The sequence below is a fragment of the Burkholderia sp. AU30198 genome (genome assembly GCF_020419825.1).
Taxonomy (GTDB): Bacteria; Pseudomonadota; Gammaproteobacteria; order Burkholderiales; family Burkholderiaceae; genus Burkholderia.
The window spans coordinates 62,143-82,182 of sequence record NZ_JAIZSA010000010.1; the positions used below are offsets into that span (position 1 = coordinate 62,143).

At 66.9% G+C, this 20,040-nt stretch carries 20 protein-coding genes; 10 read left to right on the plus strand and 10 right to left on the minus strand.

Features of this window, described 5'->3' with window-relative positions; genetic code table 11:
- Positions 1 to 122: 122 nt before the first annotated feature.
- Together LGN19_RS21865 and LGN19_RS21870 are read left to right on the plus strand one after the other, a co-directional pair.
- Positions 123 to 584 carry a pilus assembly protein gene (locus LGN19_RS21865; protein ID WP_226217251.1) on the plus strand — a complete coding sequence of 154 codons (462 nt, stop codon included), beginning with the start codon at positions 123 to 125 and terminating at the stop codon, positions 582 to 584.
- A complete protein-coding gene (locus tag LGN19_RS21870) occupies positions 581 to 1,027 on the plus strand; it encodes a type IV pilin protein (RefSeq protein ID WP_122944585.1) in 447 nt (148 codons plus the stop codon). Before LGN19_RS21865 ends, LGN19_RS21870 begins: the two co-directional genes overlap by 4 nt.
- A gap of 54 nt (positions 1,028 to 1,081) precedes the next feature.
- Here LGN19_RS21870 and LGN19_RS21875 read toward each other — a convergent pair whose 3' ends face one another.
- The 3 genes from LGN19_RS21875 to LGN19_RS21885 form a co-directional block, all read right to left on the minus strand.
- On the minus strand, positions 1,082 to 1,525 hold the full coding sequence (locus tag LGN19_RS21875) for a DUF3318 domain-containing protein (protein ID WP_122944586.1): 444 nt from the start codon (positions 1,523 to 1,525) through the stop codon (positions 1,082 to 1,084).
- A 43-nt stretch (positions 1,526 to 1,568) separates the two neighbouring features.
- On the minus strand, positions 1,569 to 1,958 hold the full coding sequence (locus tag LGN19_RS21880; RefSeq protein WP_122944587.1) for a phage holin family protein: 390 nt from the start codon (positions 1,956 to 1,958) through the stop codon (positions 1,569 to 1,571).
- Positions 1,959 to 2,081: 123 nt separating this feature from the next.
- Positions 2,082 to 2,384 carry a DUF883 family protein gene (locus LGN19_RS21885; RefSeq protein WP_006494044.1) on the minus strand — a complete coding sequence of 101 codons (303 nt, stop codon included), beginning with the start codon at positions 2,382 to 2,384 and terminating at the stop codon, positions 2,082 to 2,084.
- Between the two features lie 318 nt (positions 2,385 to 2,702).
- On the opposite strand from LGN19_RS21885, the gene LGN19_RS21890 reads away from it, so the two are divergent.
- Positions 2,703 to 3,341 carry a peroxiredoxin gene (locus LGN19_RS21890; RefSeq protein WP_122944588.1) on the plus strand — a complete coding sequence of 213 codons (639 nt, stop codon included), beginning with the start codon at positions 2,703 to 2,705 and terminating at the stop codon, positions 3,339 to 3,341.
- 152 nt (positions 3,342 to 3,493) lie between these two features.
- Here the strand turns inward: LGN19_RS21890 and LGN19_RS21895 are convergent, their stop codons facing one another.
- Positions 3,494 to 4,681: an acyl-CoA dehydrogenase gene (locus LGN19_RS21895; protein ID WP_122944589.1), complete on the minus strand. Its 1,188-nt coding sequence runs from the start codon at positions 4,679 to 4,681 to the stop codon at positions 3,494 to 3,496.
- A 359-nt stretch (positions 4,682 to 5,040) separates the two neighbouring features.
- On the opposite strand from LGN19_RS21895, the gene LGN19_RS21900 reads away from it, so the two are divergent.
- Entirely contained in the window at positions 5,041 to 5,832 is a 792-nt protein-coding gene (locus tag LGN19_RS21900; protein WP_226217067.1) for an IclR family transcriptional regulator, read from the plus strand.
- 137 nt (positions 5,833 to 5,969) lie between these two features.
- Positions 5,970 to 6,380 carry a GFA family protein gene (locus LGN19_RS21905; RefSeq protein WP_122946606.1) on the plus strand — a complete coding sequence of 137 codons (411 nt, stop codon included), beginning with the start codon at positions 5,970 to 5,972 and terminating at the stop codon, positions 6,378 to 6,380.
- Between the two features lie 195 nt (positions 6,381 to 6,575).
- Here the strand turns inward: LGN19_RS21905 and LGN19_RS21910 are convergent, their stop codons facing one another.
- Positions 6,576 to 7,379 carry an EAL domain-containing protein gene (locus LGN19_RS21910; protein WP_226217068.1) on the minus strand — a complete coding sequence of 268 codons (804 nt, stop codon included), beginning with the start codon at positions 7,377 to 7,379 and terminating at the stop codon, positions 6,576 to 6,578.
- A gap of 364 nt (positions 7,380 to 7,743) precedes the next feature.
- Here LGN19_RS21910 and LGN19_RS21915 point away from each other — a divergent pair, with 364 nt between their 5' ends.
- Genes LGN19_RS21915 through fahA form a run of 5 tightly spaced genes read left to right on the plus strand, consistent with a single transcriptional unit; the run spans position 7,744 to position 13,673 of the window.
- Positions 7,744 to 9,405, plus strand: a complete 1,662-nt coding sequence (locus LGN19_RS21915; protein WP_174976829.1) for an FAD-dependent oxidoreductase — start codon at positions 7,744 to 7,746, stop codon at positions 9,403 to 9,405.
- Positions 9,406 to 9,433: 28 nt separating this feature from the next.
- Positions 9,434 to 9,664 carry a DUF2783 domain-containing protein gene (locus tag LGN19_RS21920; protein WP_043189394.1) on the plus strand — a complete coding sequence of 77 codons (231 nt, stop codon included), beginning with the start codon at positions 9,434 to 9,436 and terminating at the stop codon, positions 9,662 to 9,664.
- On the plus strand, positions 9,661 to 11,022 hold the full coding sequence (locus LGN19_RS21925; RefSeq protein WP_226217070.1) for an MFS transporter: 1,362 nt from the start codon (positions 9,661 to 9,663) through the stop codon (positions 11,020 to 11,022). Before LGN19_RS21920 ends, LGN19_RS21925 begins: the two co-directional genes overlap by 4 nt.
- 15 nt (positions 11,023 to 11,037) lie before the next feature.
- Entirely contained in the window at positions 11,038 to 12,372 is a 1,335-nt protein-coding gene (hmgA, locus tag LGN19_RS21930) for a homogentisate 1,2-dioxygenase (RefSeq protein WP_122944594.1), read from the plus strand.
- Positions 12,369 to 13,673: a fumarylacetoacetase gene (gene fahA, locus LGN19_RS21935; RefSeq protein ID WP_226217072.1), complete on the plus strand. Its 1,305-nt coding sequence runs from the start codon at positions 12,369 to 12,371 to the stop codon at positions 13,671 to 13,673. The genes hmgA and fahA overlap by 4 nt, the downstream gene beginning before the upstream one ends.
- Positions 13,674 to 13,824: 151 nt before the next feature.
- Here fahA and LGN19_RS21940 read toward each other — a convergent pair whose 3' ends face one another.
- From LGN19_RS21940 to LGN19_RS21960, 5 genes are all read right to left on the minus strand, one after another.
- On the minus strand, positions 13,825 to 14,985 hold the full coding sequence (locus tag LGN19_RS21940; RefSeq protein ID WP_122944596.1) for an MFS transporter: 1,161 nt from the start codon (positions 14,983 to 14,985) through the stop codon (positions 13,825 to 13,827).
- Between the two features lie 93 nt (positions 14,986 to 15,078).
- Positions 15,079 to 16,248 (minus strand): MFS transporter, encoded by a 1,170-nt coding sequence (locus LGN19_RS21945; protein ID WP_226217073.1) that lies wholly within the window; start codon positions 16,246 to 16,248, stop codon positions 15,079 to 15,081.
- A gap of 244 nt (positions 16,249 to 16,492) precedes the next feature.
- The gene (bluB, locus tag LGN19_RS21950) at positions 16,493 to 17,254 is read right to left on the minus strand and encodes a 5,6-dimethylbenzimidazole synthase (protein ID WP_226217075.1); all 762 of its coding nucleotides are present in this window, start codon (positions 17,252 to 17,254) and stop codon (positions 16,493 to 16,495) included.
- Positions 17,255 to 17,435: 181 nt separating this feature from the next.
- The gene (locus LGN19_RS21955; RefSeq protein WP_226217077.1) at positions 17,436 to 18,434 is read right to left on the minus strand and encodes a 2-hydroxyacid dehydrogenase; all 999 of its coding nucleotides are present in this window, start codon (positions 18,432 to 18,434) and stop codon (positions 17,436 to 17,438) included.
- A 30-nt stretch (positions 18,435 to 18,464) separates the two neighbouring features.
- The gene (locus LGN19_RS21960) at positions 18,465 to 19,448 is read right to left on the minus strand and encodes a LysR family transcriptional regulator (RefSeq protein ID WP_122944600.1); all 984 of its coding nucleotides are present in this window, start codon (positions 19,446 to 19,448) and stop codon (positions 18,465 to 18,467) included.
- Between the last annotated feature and the right edge of the window lie 592 nt (positions 19,449 to 20,040).

Below are 20,040 nucleotides of genomic sequence, written 5' to 3' on the forward strand. Positions count from 1 at the left end.
ACGAGCCGCTGCGGGCTGCAGTTGCGGAAGCCCCGACAACGAGCCGGCGAGCGCCGCACCTACGCTTGCGGTCAGCCCGCCAGGATTGGCATCGCGACGCGGGCCTTGCCTTGCCCGCGGTGATCGCGGTTGGCGCGGCGGTCGCGGCGCTGACAGGCACGTGGTTCGAAGCCGCACTGACGGAATCGCGCCGCACGCGTGCGTTGTCCGATCGGCTGATTGCATTCCACGCGGCCGATGCCGCGCTTGCTGCGTGCACCGCACGATTGCGCCGGGGCTCGGCGCCCTACGTGAGCGAACGCGAGTCGCACGCGGAACCGGACGCGTGGCGGCGCATGCCGGCGCTGGCGGCCGCCGAAGCGTTTGCGCCGTTCGCCGGCTGGCCGATGGCTGCGCAACCGCCGCGATGCCTGATCGAAGCATGGCGCGGGGTAGGGCCGGCAGGCGGCCGCGCTTATGTCGTCACCGCGCGTGGCGTCGGTGCGCACGCATCGAGCGCCGTCTGGCTGCAGCGCCAGGTCGCGATACGCGACGGACACATCGTCGCCTTGCACTGGCGGCGCGTCGCGACGGTGCTTCGATGAACGGCCGCACGTCCGCGTACCGTTCGGCGGGATTCACGCTGATCGAGTTGATGATCGTGCTTGCGATCGTCGCGGTGCTGGCCGGATGGGGCATCCCGGCGTATCGCGAGCATGTCGTGCGCGTTCATCGCGCGTCGGCGGTCGCCGCGTTGTACCGGGCGGCCCAATATCTCGAAACTCGGGACGGTGCGCCGCCTTCGGCATTGCCGGACACGCTCGCGCAGGCGCCGCCGGACGGGCGCGCGGTCTATCGATTGGCGCTCAGGCGGCCGGACCGCGACGATTCGCCGGTGAGCTATGAGCTGGAAGCCATCCCGCTCGACGCGGGCCCGATGCACGACGACGTGTGCGGTGCATTCACGCTGCGCTCGGACGGGACGAAAGGCAATGTGCGAAGTGATACCGCCGATGGGCAGATCGCGGCGTGCTGGGGTGTGCGTTGAGTCCGGAGGGAAGGCGCGCCACGGCGTATGGCCGTGCGCGCAGGATGCCGATAGTCAGTCGTCGCGCGTGTCGAGCCCGCGCTCGTTGCGGGACTGCTTCCAGATCCGGTAGACCTCCCATGCAGCGAAACCGAGGGTGCCCCACTTCAGCGCGGGCCCCGCGCTCGCGCGCAGCAGCGAGCGAACGGGTTTTGCGAGCACGAGCGATGCGAGCGAACTCAGCATCGGATACTGGTTGACGAGCTGGCCGAGGCTCGCGTTCAGGTTCTTGGCGGACTGGCTGAACTTGTTGCTGGACAGGCCGGGGATGAACACCTTGAGCCAGCTGAAGCGCGTGACGGCCTGGCGCATTTCGCCGGCGGCTTCCGCGAGTTCGAGCCGCTCGACTTCGGATCGCAGGATCAGCAGTTCCTTGCGGAGCGCGCGATGCTGCGACGCACTCCAGTTCGATCGCGACGAATGGGAGCGGGGTGAATTGCCCGTGACGTTCTGGCTCATGGCGCGTCGGCGAAGTAGGTGGAAGGGGTGAGCGCGATTGCGTTCACGGCTTGCCGCGGAACAGTTCGCGGTCTTTCTCGATCTCGGCGAGCGTCGCCTCGAATACGGTCGGCGCATCGCGCAGGCCCGAGCGGGCTTTCAGTGCGCAGACGATGCCGCCTGCGGCATACAGCGCGGTGATCGCCGCGAGCGACTGCCAGCGGTAGGTATCCCAGAACGCGATCGCGACAAGCACGGTGAGGCTGATCAATGCCATCGTCGCGAGCATCATCGCGGCGAGCCCGAGGAACAGCACGCCCAGCAGGCGCTCCTTTTCCTCGGCAAGCTCGATGCTCACCAGTTCGAGGCGCGTTTGCAGAAGTCCGATCGCGGAGCCGACGAGGCGGCGCAGCGGTCCTTGGCCGGACGGCTGCGAGGTGGTGTCTGTCGTCATGGGTGAGGTGCGTGCGCGTGCAGTGTGCAGCTAGGACAAAGCCGGCCGGCGGAAACCGCCGGCTGGCTTCGACGCCCGCAGGCCGCGCGACGCGGCCAACGGGACGAAACGGCGCAGAGCGCGTTACTTGCGGTTGATCAGCAGGCCGATCAGTACGCCGACGCCTGCGGCGACGCCGATCGACGTCCACGGATGCTCGTGCACGTAATCGTCGGTCGCGCGTGCGGCCTTCTTGCCTTTCTCGACCACCACGACCTGAACGTCGGCTGCCTTTTCCTTGGCCTGCTTCAGGCGCGACATGGCTTTCTCGCGCAGCTCGGCCGCACGGTCGCCCGTGCTGCTCGCAGCTTGCTTGAGCAGGTCTTCGGCGTCCGAGAGAACGGTTTTGATATCCGACATCAGTTTCTCCTTGTTGATTTCCGACATTGCAACTCCCATCGTGCTGTCATGCTGCAGGTTCACATCGTAGCGAAACGCCTGCCTGCTGGCGAGCCGGGAAGACACACGACGGCCGTGCAAGACCGCATGGTAAACGACTTGTAATCATTCACAGAGCGCCAAACGGGGTGAAAAGTTTCCCGCGTGGCCGCCTGTCCTGCGTCGGCACCAGGCAAAAATGACAAAAAAGTATGAATATCAAACGGAATAATCGTTCGCACGACCCATTGCTTCCCGTAAGCTGACAGACTTTCCCGCGCCGACCCGGGCGCGGTTTCAACCAGCATCGTTCGAGGAGGGAACATCATGAGTCTGCGTCTTGGCGACATCGCACCGGATTTCGAGCAGGAATCGAGCCTGGGCACGATCAAGTTTCACGAGTGGCTGGGTGACAGCTGGGGTGTCCTGTTCTCGCATCCGGCCGATTACACGCCGGTGTGCACGACCGAACTCGGGCTGACCTCGAAGCTGAAGGGCGAATTCGAGAAGCGCAATGTGAAGGTGATCGCGCTGTCGGTCGACGGTGTCGAATCGCACAAGGGCTGGATCAACGACATCAACGACACGCAGTCGACGGTCGTCGGTTTCCCGATCATCGCCGATGCGGATCGCAAGGTTTCGCAGCTGTACGACATGATCCACCCGAACGCGAACGAAACGCTGACGGTGCGTTCGCTGTTCGTGATCGACCCGAACAAGAAGGTGCGGCTCACCATCACGTACCCGGCCAGCACGGGGCGCAACTTCGACGAAGTGCTGCGCGTGATCGACTCGCTGCAGCTGACCGACAACTACAAGGTCGCGACGCCCGGCAACTGGAAGGATGGCGACGACGTCGTGATCGTGCCGTCGCTGCAGGATCCGGAAGAGCTGAAGAAGCGCTTCCCGAAGGGCTTCAACGCAGTGCGTCCGTATCTGCGCCTCACGCCGCAGCCGAACAAGTAAGCATCGGCTGAGCATGAACGCGGTACCGGGCCAGCGGCCCGGTGCGCGGATCAGATGAAAAACGGCCCGCCCGGCAGTCATGCCGGGCGGGCCGTGTCATTTTGCGTGTGCTCGTGCGCAGCATGGCTGCCGCGCACGCCGCATCTGGACGATCAGAAGAACGCCTGGATGCCTGTTTGCGCGCGGCCGAGGATCAGCGCGTGGATGTCGTGCGTGCCTTCGTACGTGTTGACCACTTCGAGGTTCACGAGGTGGCGTGCGACGCCGAATTCGTCGGAGATGCCGTTGCCGCCGAGCATGTCGCGCGCGAGCCGGGCGATGTCGAGCGACTTGCCGCACGAATTGCGCTTCATGATCGACGTGATCTCGACGGCCGCAGTGCCTTCGTCCTTCATCCGGCCAAGGCGCAACACGCCTTGCAGGCCGAGCGTGATTTCAGTCTGCATGTCCGCCAGCTTCTTCTGGATCAGCTGGTTCGCGGCGAGCGGCCGGCCGAACTGATGACGGTCGAGCACATACTGGCGCGCGGTGTGCCAGCAGGACTCGGCGGCGCCGAGCGCGCCCCATGCGATCCCGTAGCGGGCCGAGTTCAGGCATGTGAACGGGCCGCGCAGGCCGCTCACGTTCGGCATCAGGTTCTCTTCCGGCACGAACACCTCGTCGAGGACGATCTCGCCGGTGATCGATGCGCGCAACCCGACCTTGCCGTGGATCGCGGGTGCCGACAGGCCTTTCCAGCCTTTCTCGAGGATGAAGCCGCGGATTGCGTCCTTGCCGTTCTCTTCCAGCTTCGCCCACACGACGAACACGTCGGCGATCGGCGAGTTCGTGATCCACATCTTCGCGCCGGACAGCGAGTAGCCGCCGGGCACTTTCTTGGCGCGGGTGACCATGCTGCCCGGATCGGAGCCGTGGTTCGGCTCGGTCAGCCCGAAGCAGCCGATCCATTCGCCGGTCGCGAGCTTCGGCAGGTATTTCTGCTTCTGCGCGTCGGAGCCGAATTCGTGAATCGGCACCATCACGAGCGACGACTGCACGGACATCATCGACCGGTAGCCGGAATCGACGCGTTCGACTTCGCGGGCGATCAGCCCGTAGCTCACGTAATTGAGGCCGGGGCCGCCGTATTCCTCGGGAATCGTCGGGCCGAGCAGGCCGACTTCGCCCATCTCGCGGAAGATTTCGGCGTCGGTACGCTCGTGGCGGAACGCTTCGGTGACGCGCGGCGCGAGCTTGTCCTGCGCGTACGCCTGCGCGGCATCGCGCACCATCCGCTCTTCGTCGGTCAGTTGCTGGTTGAGCAGCAGCGGATCGTCCCAATGAAAAGTTGCAGCACTCATCGTCTCATCTCCTGTCGACCCGAGTTAGCGCTTTAGCGCTTACTCGGGTCCCATGCTTTGCGGTCGACCCGAGTTAGCGCTTTAGCGCTTACTCGGGTCCCATGCTTTGCGGTCGGCCCGAGTTGGCGCTTCAGCGCTTGCTCGGGTCCCATGCTTTGCGGTCGGTCCAAGCTGGCGTTTCAGCGCTTGCTCGGGCCCCATGCTTTGCAGTCGGCCCAAGCTGGCGTTTCAGTGCTCACTCGAGCCCTTGCTTTGCGGTCGGTCCCTGATTCAGCCGGGTTCCATGCCTGAGAGTTTGCTTGACGGAAGTTCCGCTGTGCGGAACAATGTTTTGCAAATCGAACCCAGTGTAGCACCAGATGACACTTTCAACCATCGACGAAACCACGATCGACGAACGCAAGTTCGTCGTCGCGCTCGCGCGCGGGCTCGACCTGCTGCGCGCATTCCGGCCGGGCGAGACGATGCTCGGCAACCGCGACTTCGCGGAGCGCACGGGGCTCCCAAAGGCGACCGTGAACCGGCTCGCTTACACGCTGACCGTGCTCGGCTACCTGCGCTACGACGAGACGCTCGGAAAGTATGCGCTCGACGCCGGCGTGCTGTCGCTCGGCTACGCGCTGCTGTCGGGTTCGGGGACGATCGACCTCGCGCGGCCGCACATGCAGGCGCTTGCGCGCGACATCGGCGCGGCCGTGTCGCTCGGCTGCCGCGACGGGCTCGACATGATCTATCTGGAGACGATCCGCAGCGAGACCGCGCTGACACTCGGGCTCGCGCCTGGTTCGCGGCTGTCGATGCTGACGAGCTCGATGGGGCGCGCATACCTGGCCGTGCAGACGGAGGACGTGCGCCGCGCGCTCTATGCGGAGCTGCACCGCGCGGCGGGCGGCGCGGCCGACGCCGATGCGCTCGTCGCGGCCGCGCAGCAGGCAGTGGCCGAGTTCTCGGCGGGCGGCTGTTGCTATTCGTTCCGGGCGTGGCACATGGACGTCAACGCGGCGGCCGTACCGTTTCGCGAGCCGCGCGAGGGGCGCTGGCTGATCCTGAGCTGCAGCGGCCCCGCGTCGTCGATGGGCGAGGACGTGTTCCGGACGCAGATCGGGCCGAAGCTGAGGGCACTTGCGCAACGGCTCGGGCAGACGGCCTGAGCACGGCGGCGCGCGGTACGGGTGCCGTCGTCGGTCCAGGCGGTCACGGGCGAGGGCGGCATCACCGCCGGCGGTTGTGCCGCAGGCGAACCGCGCGCATGATCGTTCGCCAGCTCACCGACGAAGAGGTTGTGGCCATGTCTCACGCAGAACCGATGGAAGGCGGATGCGCATGTGGCGCGATCCGGTACCGGATCGCCCATGTTCCGGCCGACGCCGGTTTCTGCCACTGCCGGCTCTGCCAGCGCACGACCGGCGCGGCGGTCGTCGCGTCGGCATCGGTGCCGATCGACGCGTTCGCTTACCTGCAAGGTGAGCCGACGGTCTACGCGTCGAGCGCGTGGGGCGAGCGACGCTTCTGCGGCCGCTGCGGCGCGCAGCTCGAATACCGGGTCAGCGATGCGCCCAAAACGGTCGAGATCAATTGCGCGACGCTCGACGAGCCGTCGCGGCTGCGCCCGGCCTGGCATGTCTGGTATGGGGATCGCTTTCCGGGCATCGAGATCGACGACGATCTGCCCAAGTATGACGATGGCGGAAGGGCGTAAGCGGTAACCGCCGGCACCGACTGTGCCGGAAACGAAGGGCGCTTGCGAAGCCGGTTTTTCCGCGAGGCCGGCAACAACCCCGCCGGACATCGGGCGACGGGGCAAGCCAGGCGGCCTGATCCCCCGTCACATCACCTGTATTCCACCTTCGACACGCGACGCCCCGCGTGTGCGGATCACCTTGTCCACTCAGGCTCAGGCCGTCACGACCTTCGCAAACACGGGCCCCTGCATGAACCGCACGTCGTGCTGGCGCAGCAGCTCGCACTGCGTTTCGTCGACCACGCCGTCGAAGATCAGCGGAATCCGCACGCGCTGCGCATACGCGACGAGCGCCTTGACCATCCCGTCGCGCAACGCGATGCCCGCATCCATCTTGATGTAGTCGGGGCGCGCCATCTCCGATTCGACCGCGAGGATGCGGCCCGGGTCGGGCAGCTTGTCCGCGACCTTGAAGCCGTGATGCTGGTAGCTGCGCGTCAGGTAGCCGAGGAAGGTCTTGTGCGCGACCGCGACCGCCGGCAACTCGATCACGATCCGCTCGGTCGGCAGCCCGAAGCGCTGCAGCACCGACGAGAAATGCTTGCCGTGGTCGTACTTCACGCTCTTCAGCAGCCGTTCGTGCACGCGCAGGAACAGCAGCCCGTGGCGTTGTGCACCGAAGAAGTTGATCGCGTGCAGCGAGCGCGACAGGCGGTCGATCGCGACGAGCGTCTGGTCGTCGACGGCCGAGTCGACCGGATCGTGCGGCGTACCCGTCACCAGCGTGACGGCCTGGAAGCCGAGCTCGTCGCCATAGCGCTCAATCGTGTCGGCGAACGACGTCGATTGCGGCGCACCGGGCATCGTCACGTCGTAGATCGGTTCGTAGGCGCTGCCGAGCGTGCGCTCGGGCAGGTTCGCGCTTGCGGTGCCGCCATCGGCGAGCGCGAGGTGATCCCGCAGATACGGCAGTTGCCCGGCACGGGCGACCAGCTCGGGAATGGTGGGCGGAATCATCGGCGTAAGAAGGAAAAACGGCGGCCGAACGGGCCGCCTCGTAGCTTGATATTAGCAGCGCCGGCCAAGCTCGGCTTGGCGTTTCGTTCATATGGTTATCCCGTCCTTGACGCTTCGCCTAGGGTTTACGTTGATTTTACTATTCGTAATTGGTTTTACTATTCGTAAATCCAAGATTTGTCGCCGATCAAGAAATGCGGCATGCGGGCGCCGCGAAACGGCGCCGTTCACGAATCAACAGGAAGCAAGGAGCGAGACGTGGCGGTTGACAGGAATTGCACGCGGGACGGCGGCGCGGCGCGCCGGCAGGCGACAGGCGGGATGACGGGCGTGCCGGCGCGCGCCCGGCAGGGTTGAGGAGCGGATGGCGACCATGAGCATCGATTACCAGACGCTGAAGTTCGAATACCGCGCGCGTGCGCAGGACACCGCCGTTCACCCGGTGATCGTCGTCGGCGCGGGCCCGGTGGGGCTCGCGGCCGCGATCGACCTCGCGCAGCAGGGCGTACCCGTCGTGCTGCTCGACGACGACGATACGCTGTCGACCGGCTCGCGCGCGATCTGCTTCGCGAAGCGCACGCTCGAGATCTTCGACCGGCTCGGTTGCGGCGAACGTTTCGTCGACAAGGGCGTGAGCTGGCACGTCGGCAAGGTGTTCCTGCAGGACGAGCAGCTCTACGCGTTCGACCTGCTGCCCGAGGAAGGGCATGCGCGCCCCGCGTTCATCAACCTGCAGCAGTACTACGTCGAAGGCTACCTGGCCGACCGCGCGTTCGAGTTGCCGAACATCGACATTCGCTGGAAACACAAGGTGACGGGCGTCGAGCAATCGGCCGAGCACGCGGTGGTGACGATCGAGACGCCGGAAGGCATCGCGACGCTGCGCGCGCAGTACGTGATCGCGGCCGACGGCTCGCGCAGCCCGATGCGCACGATGATGGGCCTCGAAAGCCACGGCCGCACGTTCAAGGACCGCTTCCTGATCGCCGACGTGAAGATGAAGGCGGAGTTTCCGACCGAGCGCTGGTTCTGGTTCGATCCGCCGTTCCACCCCAATCAGTCGGTGCTGCTGCATCGCCAGCCCGACAACGTGTGGCGTATCGACTTCCAGCTCGGCTGGGATGCCGACCCCGTCGCGGAGAAGCAGCCGGAACGCGTGATCCCGCGCGTACGCGCGCTGCTCGGGCCGGACGTCGAGTTCGAACTCGAATGGGTGAGCGTCTATACGTTCCGCTGCCAGCGGATGGAGTCGTTCCGGCATGGCCGCGTGCTGTTCGCGGGCGATTCCGCGCACGGCGTGTCGCCGTTCGGCGCGCGCGGCGCGAACAGCGGCGTGCAGGATGCCGACAACCTCGCCTGGAAGCTGAAGCTCGTGCTCGATGGCCGTTCGGCCGACAGCCTGCTCGATACCTATGCGAGCGAGCGCGAGTTCGCGGCCGACGAGAACATCCGCAACTCGACGCGCTCGACCGACTTCATCACGCCGAAGAGCCCGGTGTCGCGCGTGTTCCGCGACGCGACGCTGAAGCTCGCGCGCGACTGCGAATTCGCGCGCAAGCTCGTGAACAGTGGCCGCCTGTCGGTGCCGGCGGTGCTGGCCGATTCGCCGCTGAACACGCCGGACCGCAACGGCGACGCATTTGCTTGCGCGATGCGCCCGGGCGCGGCGGCGGCCGATGCCCCGGTGCGTGTGCAGGGCGCGTCGGGCTGGCTGCTGCAGCATCTGGGCAGCGGCTTCACCGGCGTGCTGTTCGGCTTGCCGGGCGATGCGGCCGCGCTTGCGCAGGCGCTCGATGGCCTCGCGCTGCCGGTGCGCCCGGTGCTCGTCGTGCCGGCCGGGCACGCGCAGCCGGTCGCGGGTGTCGACGTCGTGGAGGACGTCGACGGCTTCGCCGCGCAACGCTACGACGCGCAGCCCGGCACGTTCTACCTGTTGCGCCCCGACCAGCATGTCTGCGCCCGCACGCGCGCGCTCGACCGTCAGGCGCTTGCCGACGCACTGGCGCGCGCGACCTGCGCACGCTGAATACGATAAAGACACCGGAGACACCGTCATGCCCTCACTCGACACCCGCCCGCGCCTGGCTGACCCGGACGCGTTCTACGAAGCGCTGATCGACATGCATCGCGACCTGTCCGACGCCGACAGCCAGCTCGTCAACGCGAAGCTGATCCTGCTGCTCGCGAACCAGATCGGCGACGCCGACGTGCTGCGCGAAGCGATGACGCTCGCGCGCCAGGGCGTGACGCCGCCCGTGCATCCGGCCGCCGAGGTCGCGCAATGAGTGCGGCGCCGGCCGACCCGCGCGTGCTCGAAGTCGAGTACGTGATCGACGAGACCCATCGCCCGGGCTTTCACTGGATGTTGCTCGTGTTGTGCGGGCTGTGCCTCGTGATCGACGGTTTCGATGCGCAGGCGATGGGCTACGTCGCGCCGAGCGTGATCGCCGAATGGGGCGTGCCGAAGCAGGCGCTCGGGCCCGTGTTCAGTGCGAGCCTGTTCGGGATGCTGCTCGGCGCGCTCGGGCTGTCGGTGCTGGCCGACCGGATCGGGCGGCGCCCGGTGCTGATCGGCTCGACGCTGTTCTTCGCGGTGACGATGCTCGCGACGCCGTTCGCGGGCTCGATCCCGGTGCTGATGGCGCTGCGCTTCGTCACGGGCCTCGGCCTCGGCTGCATCATGCCGAATGCGATGGCGCTGGTCGGCGAGTTCAGCCCGGCTGCGCATCGCGTGAAGCGGATGATGATCGTGTCGTGCGGTTTCACGCTCGGCGCGGCGCTCGGCGGCTTCATCAGCGCCGCGCTGATTCCGGCGCTCGGCTGGCGGTCGGTGTTCTTCGTCGGCGGCGCGGTGCCGCTCGTGCTGACGATCGCGATGGCCGCGCGGCTGCCCGAGTCGCTGCAGTTCCTGGTGCTGAAAGGGCGTGTCTCGCAGGCGCGCGACTGGCTCGCGCGTTTCGCGCCGCAGGCCGGCATCGATGCGAATACGCGGCTCGTCGTGCGCGAGCGCGCCGCGACTGGCGCGCCGGTCGCCGAGCTGTTCAGCCACGGCCGCCTGCCGGTCACGCTGCTGCTGTGGGCGATCAGCTTCATGAACCTGATCGATCTGTATTTCCTGTCGAACTGGCTGCCGACCGTGATGCGCGATGCGGGCTATTCGCCCGGCACGGCGGTAATCGTCGGCACGGTGCTGCAGACGGGCGGCGTGATCGGCACGCTGTCGCTCGGCTGGTTCATCGAACGCCACGGCTTCGTGCGCGTGCTGTTCGCATGCTTCGCGTGCGCGGCCGTGTCGGTGGGGTTGATCGGCTCGGTCGCGCATGCGCTGCCGTGGCTGCTGGTGGTGGTGTTCGCGGGCGGGTTCTGCGTGGTCGGCGGGCAGCCGGCCGTCAACGCGCTCGCGGGCCAGTATTACCCGACGTCGCTGCGCTCGACGGGCATCGGCTGGAGTCTCGGCATCGGCCGGATCGGCTCGGTGCTCGGGCCGCTCGTCGGCGGACAACTGATTGCGCTCAACTGGTCGAACGGTGCGCTGTTCCACGCGGCCGCGGTGCCCGTGCTGTGCTCGGCGCTGTTCGTCCTCGGGCTTGCCGGTGTGACGCGGCGCAACGGCGCGCAGGCGCCGAACGCCGCGATGAATTGAGGGAGAAAGGAAACGATGACGCTTGACCTGTCGAAACCGGCGACCGCCGGCTACCTGAGCGGTTTCGCGAACGAATTCGCGACCGAGGCACTGCCCGGCGCGTTGCCGCACGGCCGCAACTCGCCGCAGCGCGCGCCGTACGGGCTGTACGCGGAGCAGCTGTCGGGCACCGCGTTTACCGCACCGCGCGGCCACAACCGCCGCTCGTGGCTGTACCGCATCCGCCCGGCGGCCGTGCACCGGCCGTTCGAGCCGTACGCGGGCCCGCAGCGGCTCGTGTCGGAATTCGGCGATTCGGTCGACGTGCCGCCGACGTCGCCGAACCAGCTGCGCTGGGATCCGCTGCCGATGCCGGTCGATCCGACCGATTTCGTCGACGGGCTGGTGACGATGGCCGGTAACGGCTCGGCCGCCGCGATGAACGGCTGCGCGATTCACCTGTATGCCGCGAACCGCTCGATGCAGGACCGCTTCTTCTACAGCGCGGACGGCGAACTGCTGATCGTGCCGCAGCAGGGGCGACTCTTCATCGCGACCGAATTCGGCCGGCTCGACGTCGAGCCGTTCGAGATCGCGGTGATCCCGCGCGGCGTGCGTTTTTCCGTCGCGCTGCCCGACGGCGACGCGCGCGGCTACATCTGCGAAAACTTCGGTGCGCAACTGCGTCTGCCGGATCTCGGCCCGATCGGCTCGAACGGTCTCGCGAACCCGCGCGACTTCCTGACGCCGCAAGCCGCGTACGAAGACCGCGAAGGTGCGTTCGAGCTGATCGCGAAGCTGAACGGCCGCCTGTGGCGTGCGGACATCGGCCATTCGCCGCTCGACGTCGTCGCGTGGCACGGCAACTACGCGCCTTGCAAGTACGACCTGCGCCTGTTCAACACGATCGGCTCGATCAGCTATGACCATCCCGATCCGTCGATCTTCCTGGTGCTGCAGTCGCAGAGCGATACGCCGGGTGTCGACACGATCGACTTCGTGATCTTCCCGCCGCGCTGGCTCGCGGCCGAGGATACGTTCCGCCCGCCCTGGTTCCACCGCAACGTCGCGAGCGAATTCATGGGGCTCGTGCACGGCGCATACGACGCGAAGGCCGAAGGCTTCGTGCCGGGCGGCGCGAGCCTGCACAACTGCATGTCGGGCCACGGGCCCGACGCGGACACGTTCGAGAAGGCGTCCGCGAGCGACACGACGAAGCCGCACAAGGTCGACGCGACGATGGCGTTCATGTTCGAAACCCGCACGCTGATCCGGCCGACGCGCTATGCGCTCGACACCGCGCAGCTGCAGGCCGACTACTTCGAATGCTGGCAAGGCATCAAGAAACATTTCAATCCGGAGCAACGATGAGCGATACCCAAGACTGGCGCGCGACGCTCGACCCGGCCCGCAAGAGCTGGGTCGAGACGGCGAACGATCCCGCCTGCGATTTCCCGATCCAGAACCTGCCGTTCGGGATCTTCAGCGATGCGAAGCAAGCGTCGCGCCGTGCGGGCGTGGCGCTCGGCGACCAGATCGTCGATCTCGCGGCGCTCGCGCGCGCGGGCCTCGTGACGCTGCCGGCCGGCACCGATGCGTTCGCCGCGCCGACGCTCAACGCGTTCATCGCGCTGGGCCGCGACGCATGGCGCAGCGTGCGCGTGCAGCTGTCTGATTTGTTATCGCGCGACAACGCGCGGTTGCGCGACGATACGGCGCTGCGCGCACAGGTGCTCGTCGCGCAGCGCGACGCGACGCTGCATCTGCCGGTCGACATTCCCGGCTATACCGATTTCTATTCGTCGAAGGAGCACGCGACCAACGTCGGCTCGATGTTCCGTGATCCGAAGAATGCACTGCTGCCGAACTGGTCGGAGATGCCGATCGGCTACAACGGCCGCGCATCGTCGGTGGTCGTGAGCGGCACGCCGGTGCGGCGCCCGAACGGGCAACTGAAGCTGCCCGACCAGGAGCGCCCGGTGTTCGGCGCATGCCGCAAGCTCGATATCGAACTGGAGACGGGCTTCGTCGTCGGTCAGGGCAACGCGCTCGGCGAACCGATCGCGTGCGAGGACGCGGAAGCGCATATCTTCGGGATGGTGCTGCTGAACGACTGGAGCGCGCGCGACATCCAGCAGTGGGAATACGTGCCGCTCGGCCCGTTCAACGCGAAGACGTTCGCGACGACGATCTCGCCGTGGATCGTCACGCTCGACGCGCTCGAACCGTTCCGCGTCGCGCAGCCCGAACAGTCGCCGCAGCCGCTCGCGTATCTGCAGCACGCAGGCAAGCATGCGTTCGACATCGCGCTGGAAGTGACACTGCGCGAGGAAGGGGCGGCCGAAGCAACGTCGATCAGCCGCACGAACTTCAAGCACATGTACTGGACGATGGCGCAGCAGCTCGCGCATCACACGGTCGCCGGCTGCAACACGCGGGTGGGCGACCTGATGGGTTCGGGCACGATCAGCGGGCCGACGAAGGATTCGTTCGGCAGCCTGCTCGAACTGACGTGGAACGGCAAGGAGCCGGTTGCGCTGAATGGTGGCGGCAGCCGCGCGTTCATCGAGGATGGCGACGAGCTCACGCTCGCCGGCTGGTGCCAGGGCGACGGCTATCGCGTCGGCTTCGGCGCGTGTGTCGGGAAGATCCTGCCGGCGTTGAAGGCGTAACGCGCAACGTAGTGCGACCATGAATACGACGGCCCGCATTGTGCGGGCCGTCGTCGCTTATGCTGTGTGATCGGCGTATCCGTGGCCGGGCAGCGCGTGTTCGCGCCGTCGTCATTGGGGTGGCGCGCTGCGGTGTGCTCGCGCGCCGGCATCAGACCGCGCGCTGCAACGCGGCGCGGCGCTCCCACAGCGCGGCCGCGACGAATGCCGCGACGCAGACGACCAGCACGCCGACCAGCGCGTTGCTGCCCAGTTGTTCCATCAGTGCGCCTGCGACCAGCGGGCCGCCGAAGCTCGCGGCGCTCCACGACGCCGACACGAGCGAGCTCGCGGTGACGAGCGCCGCACCGCGGAAGCGTTGGCCGCACGCGACGAGCGACAGCGTGTAGATGCTGCCGGCCGCCGCGCCGAGCACGAACAGCAGCGGCCAGCACAGCCACGGATTCGCGATGACGAACGGCAGCAGCGGCAGGCCGGCGAGCACGATCCAGCCCGCGCCGAGGTGCACGCGCTCGCGGCCGAGCTTGTCCGCGAGCCAGCCGATGGGGAACTGCATCGCGGTATCGCCGAACAGCATGATCGACGCGAGCAGCACGGCCGTCGCACTCGCGACGCCGTGATCCATCGCGTAGAGCGGCAGCAGCGACAGCGCAAGCGTGTCGAACAGCGCGAAGAAGCCGGTGCCGATGATCAGCGCGGGCATGCGCGGCAGCACGGCGAGCCAGTGATCGTGCTGCGCGTGATGCGCGTCGTCGCCGGCGAGCGGCGCGCGCCGGATCGTCGCGAGCGTCGGCAGCGCGAGCAGGAACAGCGCGCCGCACAGCGCGAAGCGGATGCTCGTCGCGCCCGCGATCTGGCTCACGAGCACGGGGCCTGCCATCTGGAACAGCGTGAAGTTGGTCGCGTAGATCGCGACGACGCGGCCGCGCGTCGAATCGTCGGCGAGCTGGTTGACCCACGCTTCACCGATCGTAAACAGCAGCATCAGCGCGGCGCCGCACAGCACGCGCAGCACGCCCCACAGGATCAGATTCGACGTGAACTGCATCAATGCGGTAGCCGCCGCGAGCAGCACGACCGACACGACGATCGCGCGGCGCGAGCCGATATGCCGCGCGAGCGCGGTGACGAACGGGACGATCGCGAGGCCGCCGAGCGCCTGCGCGGCCGTCAGCATGCCGACGACGTTGGTGCCGTGTCCGGCTTCGGTCAGCGCGAGCGCGGTGAGCGGCAGCGTGGCGCCGGTGCCGAGACCGACGACCGCGACGCTCAGAATGAGTGCGAGGAAATCGCGATTAAGAATGGCTTTCATCGGGCGCGATGCTACACCTCGGACCTTGAAAGGTCCATGAAGGCCATCAGCTTCGAGTGGAGTTGTGCACGCAACGATCTCAACCGGGTTGCGTTACACGTATTCGGTCGGCACGGTCACCGGGCGGCGTTCGAGCGATGCCGACCACAGCGTGAGCGCGAGTGCGGCGACAGCCATCGCGACGCCGACCCACGGCAGGTTCACGAGCGACACGCCGGAGCCGATCGCCATCCCGCCGAGCCACGCGCCGGTCGCGTTGCCGAGGTTGAACGCGCCCTGGTTCAGCGTCGACGCGAGGTTCGGCGCGTCGCTGGCGCGGTCGACGATCAGGATCTGCAGCGGCGGCACGATCGCGAACGCGAGGATGCCCCACACGAAGATCGTCGCGAGCGCGGCGAACGGCAGGTGCATCGTGCCCGCGAACACCGCGAGGATCACGCCGATCAATGCGAGCGTCGCGATCAGCGACGGCATCCGGCGCCAGTCGGCGAGCTTGCCGCCGAGCGTGCCGCCGACCGTCAGCCCGAGGCCGAACAGCAGCAGCACGTAGGTGACCTGGCGTGGCGAGAAGCCCGTCACGTCCTCGAGGATCGGCGTGATGTACGTAAACACGCTGAACAGGCTGGCCGATGCAAGCACGCTGATGCCGAGCACCATCAGCACCTGCGGATGTTTCAGCACGCTGAATTCGCGCGTGATGCTGGTGTCGGGCATCGCGAGGTTCTTCGGCAGGCAGACGGCGAGCGCGGCGGCCGCGGCGATGCCGATGCCGGTGACGGCCCAGAACGTCGCGCGCCAGCCGTATGCCTGGCCGAGCGCGGTGCCGAGCGGCACGCCGAGCACGTTCGCGAGCGTGAGGCCGGTGAACATCAGCGCGATCGCCTGCGCGCGACGGTTCGGCGCGACGAGGTTGCTCGCGACCACCGAGCCGATCCCGAAGAACGCGCCGTGGCAGAACGCGGTGACGACCCGCGCGGCCATCAGCACCGCATAGCCCGGCGCGATCGCGCAGAACAGGTTGCCCGCGATGAACAGCCCGATCAGGCCCATCAGCGCACGCTTGCGCGGCATCTTCGCGGTGACGATCGCGAGGATCGGCGCACCGATCGTCACGCCGAGCGCATAGCCGGACACGAGCATGCCGGCGGCCGGGATCGACACGCCGAGGTCGCGCGCGACATTGGGCAGCAGCCCCATGATCACGAACTCGGTGGTACCGATTCCAAATGCGGCGACGGCGAGGGCGAAAAGAGGTAAGGGCATCGCGGTAGGCTCGGGAAAAGCCGCCGCTCGGGCGGGCGCAGGATGCGCGGGACGGGCGGACGGTAAGGCGAACGACAGCCGCGATTCTACTTCAGTGAAAACCCCTATGCTTGGGGCCAAAATGGTTGTTGCCGGCGTGCGACGGGGCGGTGCGCGTGAAGCTCACAGTGTGGGATTCGACGAGTTTTGCGGCGGCGAATGTGCCGCGGGCGGAGCGATGGCGGCGGCAGCGGCAGGGTGCTCGTCAGGCGATGTGTTCGGGGGAGCCGTCGGCAAGGGTGGGCAATGCGCTTGCCGCGTCGATGCCGGTGTCTGTTGCCGAGTCCGCGTCCACGGACGACGACGGCGAGCCGGCGGCATCGATCGCGGCCGGATCGTCCCAGCCATTTTCGAACAGGCACGCTTCGATCGGCATCCGCGCAGCCCAACGCTCCTGCTCGAGCATCGGCTTCGCATAGAACGCGTCGACGTGCCCGACGCACAGCACGGCGATCGGCTTCGCACCGTCGGGCATCCGCAGCAGCGTGCGCAGCGCGTCGACGTCGAACAGCGATACCCAGCCCATCCCGAGCCCTTCGGCGCGGGCCGCGAGCCACATGTTCTGGATCGCGCACGCGGCGGACGCGAGATCCATCTCCGGCAGCGTGCGGCGGCCGAACACGTGGCGTTCGCGGCCGTCGGCGAGCGCGACGACCAGCAGCTCACCGCATTCGCGCACGCCTTCGACCTTCAGCCGCATGAATTCGTCCTGGCGCTCGCCGAGCGCGTCGGCGGTCGCGCGGCGCTCGGCCTCGACCAGCGCGTGGATCGCGGTGCGCAGCGCGGGATCGGTGATGCGGATGAAACGCCACGGCTGCATGAAGCCGACGCTCGGCGCGTGATGCGCCGCGCGCAGCAACCGTGCGAGCACGGCCGGATCGACGGGCGCCGGCGTGAAGTGACGCATGTCGCGCCGTTCGAAAATGGCGCGGTAGACGGCGGCGATGTCGGAGTCGTCGAAACGCATGGGCGGCACAAGCAGGGGATGACGTCGGCGCAACGATAGCAGACCGCGCGCGAGCCGCGTTACATCATTCGAAACAAAGTGCGGAATTGTTGATGTAAAAGGTCGCATTTTCAGCGACGAACAAAAGCAAACGATTGCGAAGTCGCCGCTAGCCGTGAAATGGGCCGGTTTCGTCGATTTGTCAGCGATTCGCCGTCACGACGTTCTGCGGTGTGCCCGCATGCCACGCCTCGATGTTCAGCAGTGTGGTGTGCGCGATCTCGGCGAGCGCCTCGCGCGTGAAGAACGCCTGGTGCGACGTGACGATCACGTTCGGGAACGTCAGCAGGCGCGCGAGCACGTCGTCCTGCAGCGGCAGGTCGGAGTGATCCTCGAAGAAGAGTCCGCTTTCCTCTTCGTACACGTCGAGCCCGAGATGGCCGAGCTGGCCGCTCTTGAGCGCATCGACCAGCGCCTGCGCATCGACGAGGCCGCCGCGCCCGGTGTTGATCAGCATCGCGCCGTGCTTCATCCGTGCGAGCGTCCGCTCGTTGATCAGATGGTGCGTCGACGGCAGCAGCGGGCAGTGCAGGCTGACGATGTCGGCGTGGTGCAGCAGCTCGTCGAGCTCCACATAATGCGCGCCGTACGCGATCAGCTCGTCGTTGTAAGGCGGCACCGAGTGCGCGAGCACATGCATCCCGAAGCCCATCATGATCTTCGCGAACACGCTGCCGATGATGCCGGTGCCGATCACGCCGACGGTCTTGCCATGCAGGTCGAAGCCGAGCAGGCCGTTCAGCGAGAAGTCGCCTTCGCGGGTGCGCGCGACGGCGCGCGGCAGGCGGCGGTTGAGTGCGAGGATCAGCGCGACCGCGTGCTCGGCCACCGCGTGCGGCGAGTATGCGGGCACGCGCACGACCGTGATGCCGAGCCGCTCGGCGGCGGCCAGGTCGACATGGTTGAAGCCCGCCGAGCGCAGCGCGATCAGGCGCGTGCCGCCGTCCGCCAGCCGTTCGAGCACCGCCGCGTCGACGGTGTCGTTGACGAACGGACAGACGACGTCATAGCCGTGCGCAAGGATCGCGGTTTCCGCGTCGAGGTGCGACGGCTGGAAGTGCAGCCGATAGCCGAACCGCCGGTTGGCGGCAGCAAACGAATCGTCGTCGTACTGCCGGCTGCTGAACAGGATCACGCGCACGCTGCACCTCCGAAAGCTGACGCGCGCAGTTTACTGCAGCCCCGTGACGATGTCGGAGCGGTCGGGCCCGCGCGACGGCCGCAGGAAGCCGTAGTCGGTGCGTTCGCGGGCCGGTTGCGCACTGAAGTGATCGAGCGCGTGCTCGACGAAGCTGCGCGTGCGGGCCGGTACGTACTGGCGGTTCGGGTAGACGAGCGACAGCTGCGTGTCGGGATCGTCGATCCGGTAGCCGGCCATCAGCCGCACGAGCGTGCCGCTGGCGAGCGCGTTGGCGACGCACGGCTCGGGCAGCACCGCGATGCCGGCACCGGCCACGGCCGCCGCGTGGACGAGCGCGAGCTGGTTGACCGTGCAGGCAGGGCGCACCGTGACGGAATGCGCGACGCCGTCGTGGCCGACCAGTTGCCACGCGGGCGCATGCTGGTGCGGCGCGAGCGTGACCCAGTCGTGGCCCGGCAGGTCGTCGGGCAGGCGCGGCTCGCCGCGTCGCTCGAGATAGGCCGGCGCCGCGACCGCGACGAACGGGTTCGGGGCGAGTGCATGGCCGATCAGCGTCGGGTTGCCGTCGAGCCGGTTGCCCGTGACGATGCCGACGTCGTAACCCGAATCGAGCACGTCGAGCGGCCCTTCGGCGACGGTCAGCTGCACGCGCAACTCGGGGTAGCGGTGCCGGAAGCTGCTGACGAGCGGCGTCAGCGCAAGCGGCGACAGCAGGCCCGACGCGACGACGCGCAGCGTGCCGGCCGGTTCGCGCACGGCATGCGCGACGGACGATTCGAGGTGGTCGAATTCCTCGAGCAGCGCGCGGCACCCGTCGAGGTAGCGCACGCCGGCCTCGGTGAGCGACAGGTTGCGCGTGGTGCGGTGGATCAGCCGTGTGTTCAGGTGGCCCTCGAGCATCGCGATCGAACGCGTGACGAGTGCATTGGACACGCCGAGATGGTGCGCCGCGCGCCGGAAGCTCTGCTGCTCGGCGACGCAGACGAATACACGCATGGTCTGAATCTGGTTCATGGCTTGCGTATTTCTGGCCCGGTTGATTGATTATGGTTGTGGTTTTTCGTCGCGCAACCCAGAAAGCGCATCGCGCGACACCCAGTTCTCCCTCGTATCGAAAAATCGCTTTTTTCGATTCCGCAGACGATTGTTCAATACGGAAGCGATATCCGTCAACCTGAGAAAAGGGGCGGGTTGCGGAAAATCGAAATCGGGGGTAACGCGTTAAACCCGGCGCTGTCTCGCATGCCTGCCGTTCAAAGACGGCAGGGTATTCGAATAAGCATGGGGTCTGCGAATATTTCCCATGTTAATCAATAGGTTGCAATAAATTCTGGTGGGCTTGTTCCGGTATTGACGGGAAGCAGGCCCCAATACATGCCAGAATAATAGATGTTTTTCGTCCGTGCCCGGATTTTTCGTATCGGATTCCGTGCCACGATTTTTAGCATGGATTCGGTCTATTTCGCTCGATACAAAGTTGCGCTGAACCGGCGGTCTCGGCGAATCGCGGTGTTATTGACGAAGTAAATCGTGTGCTTGCCGCACGAATGGAACCGTTTCACAACCTGGCCGGCAATCCTTTTTCAATCCGGATGGCTGGCCGTGC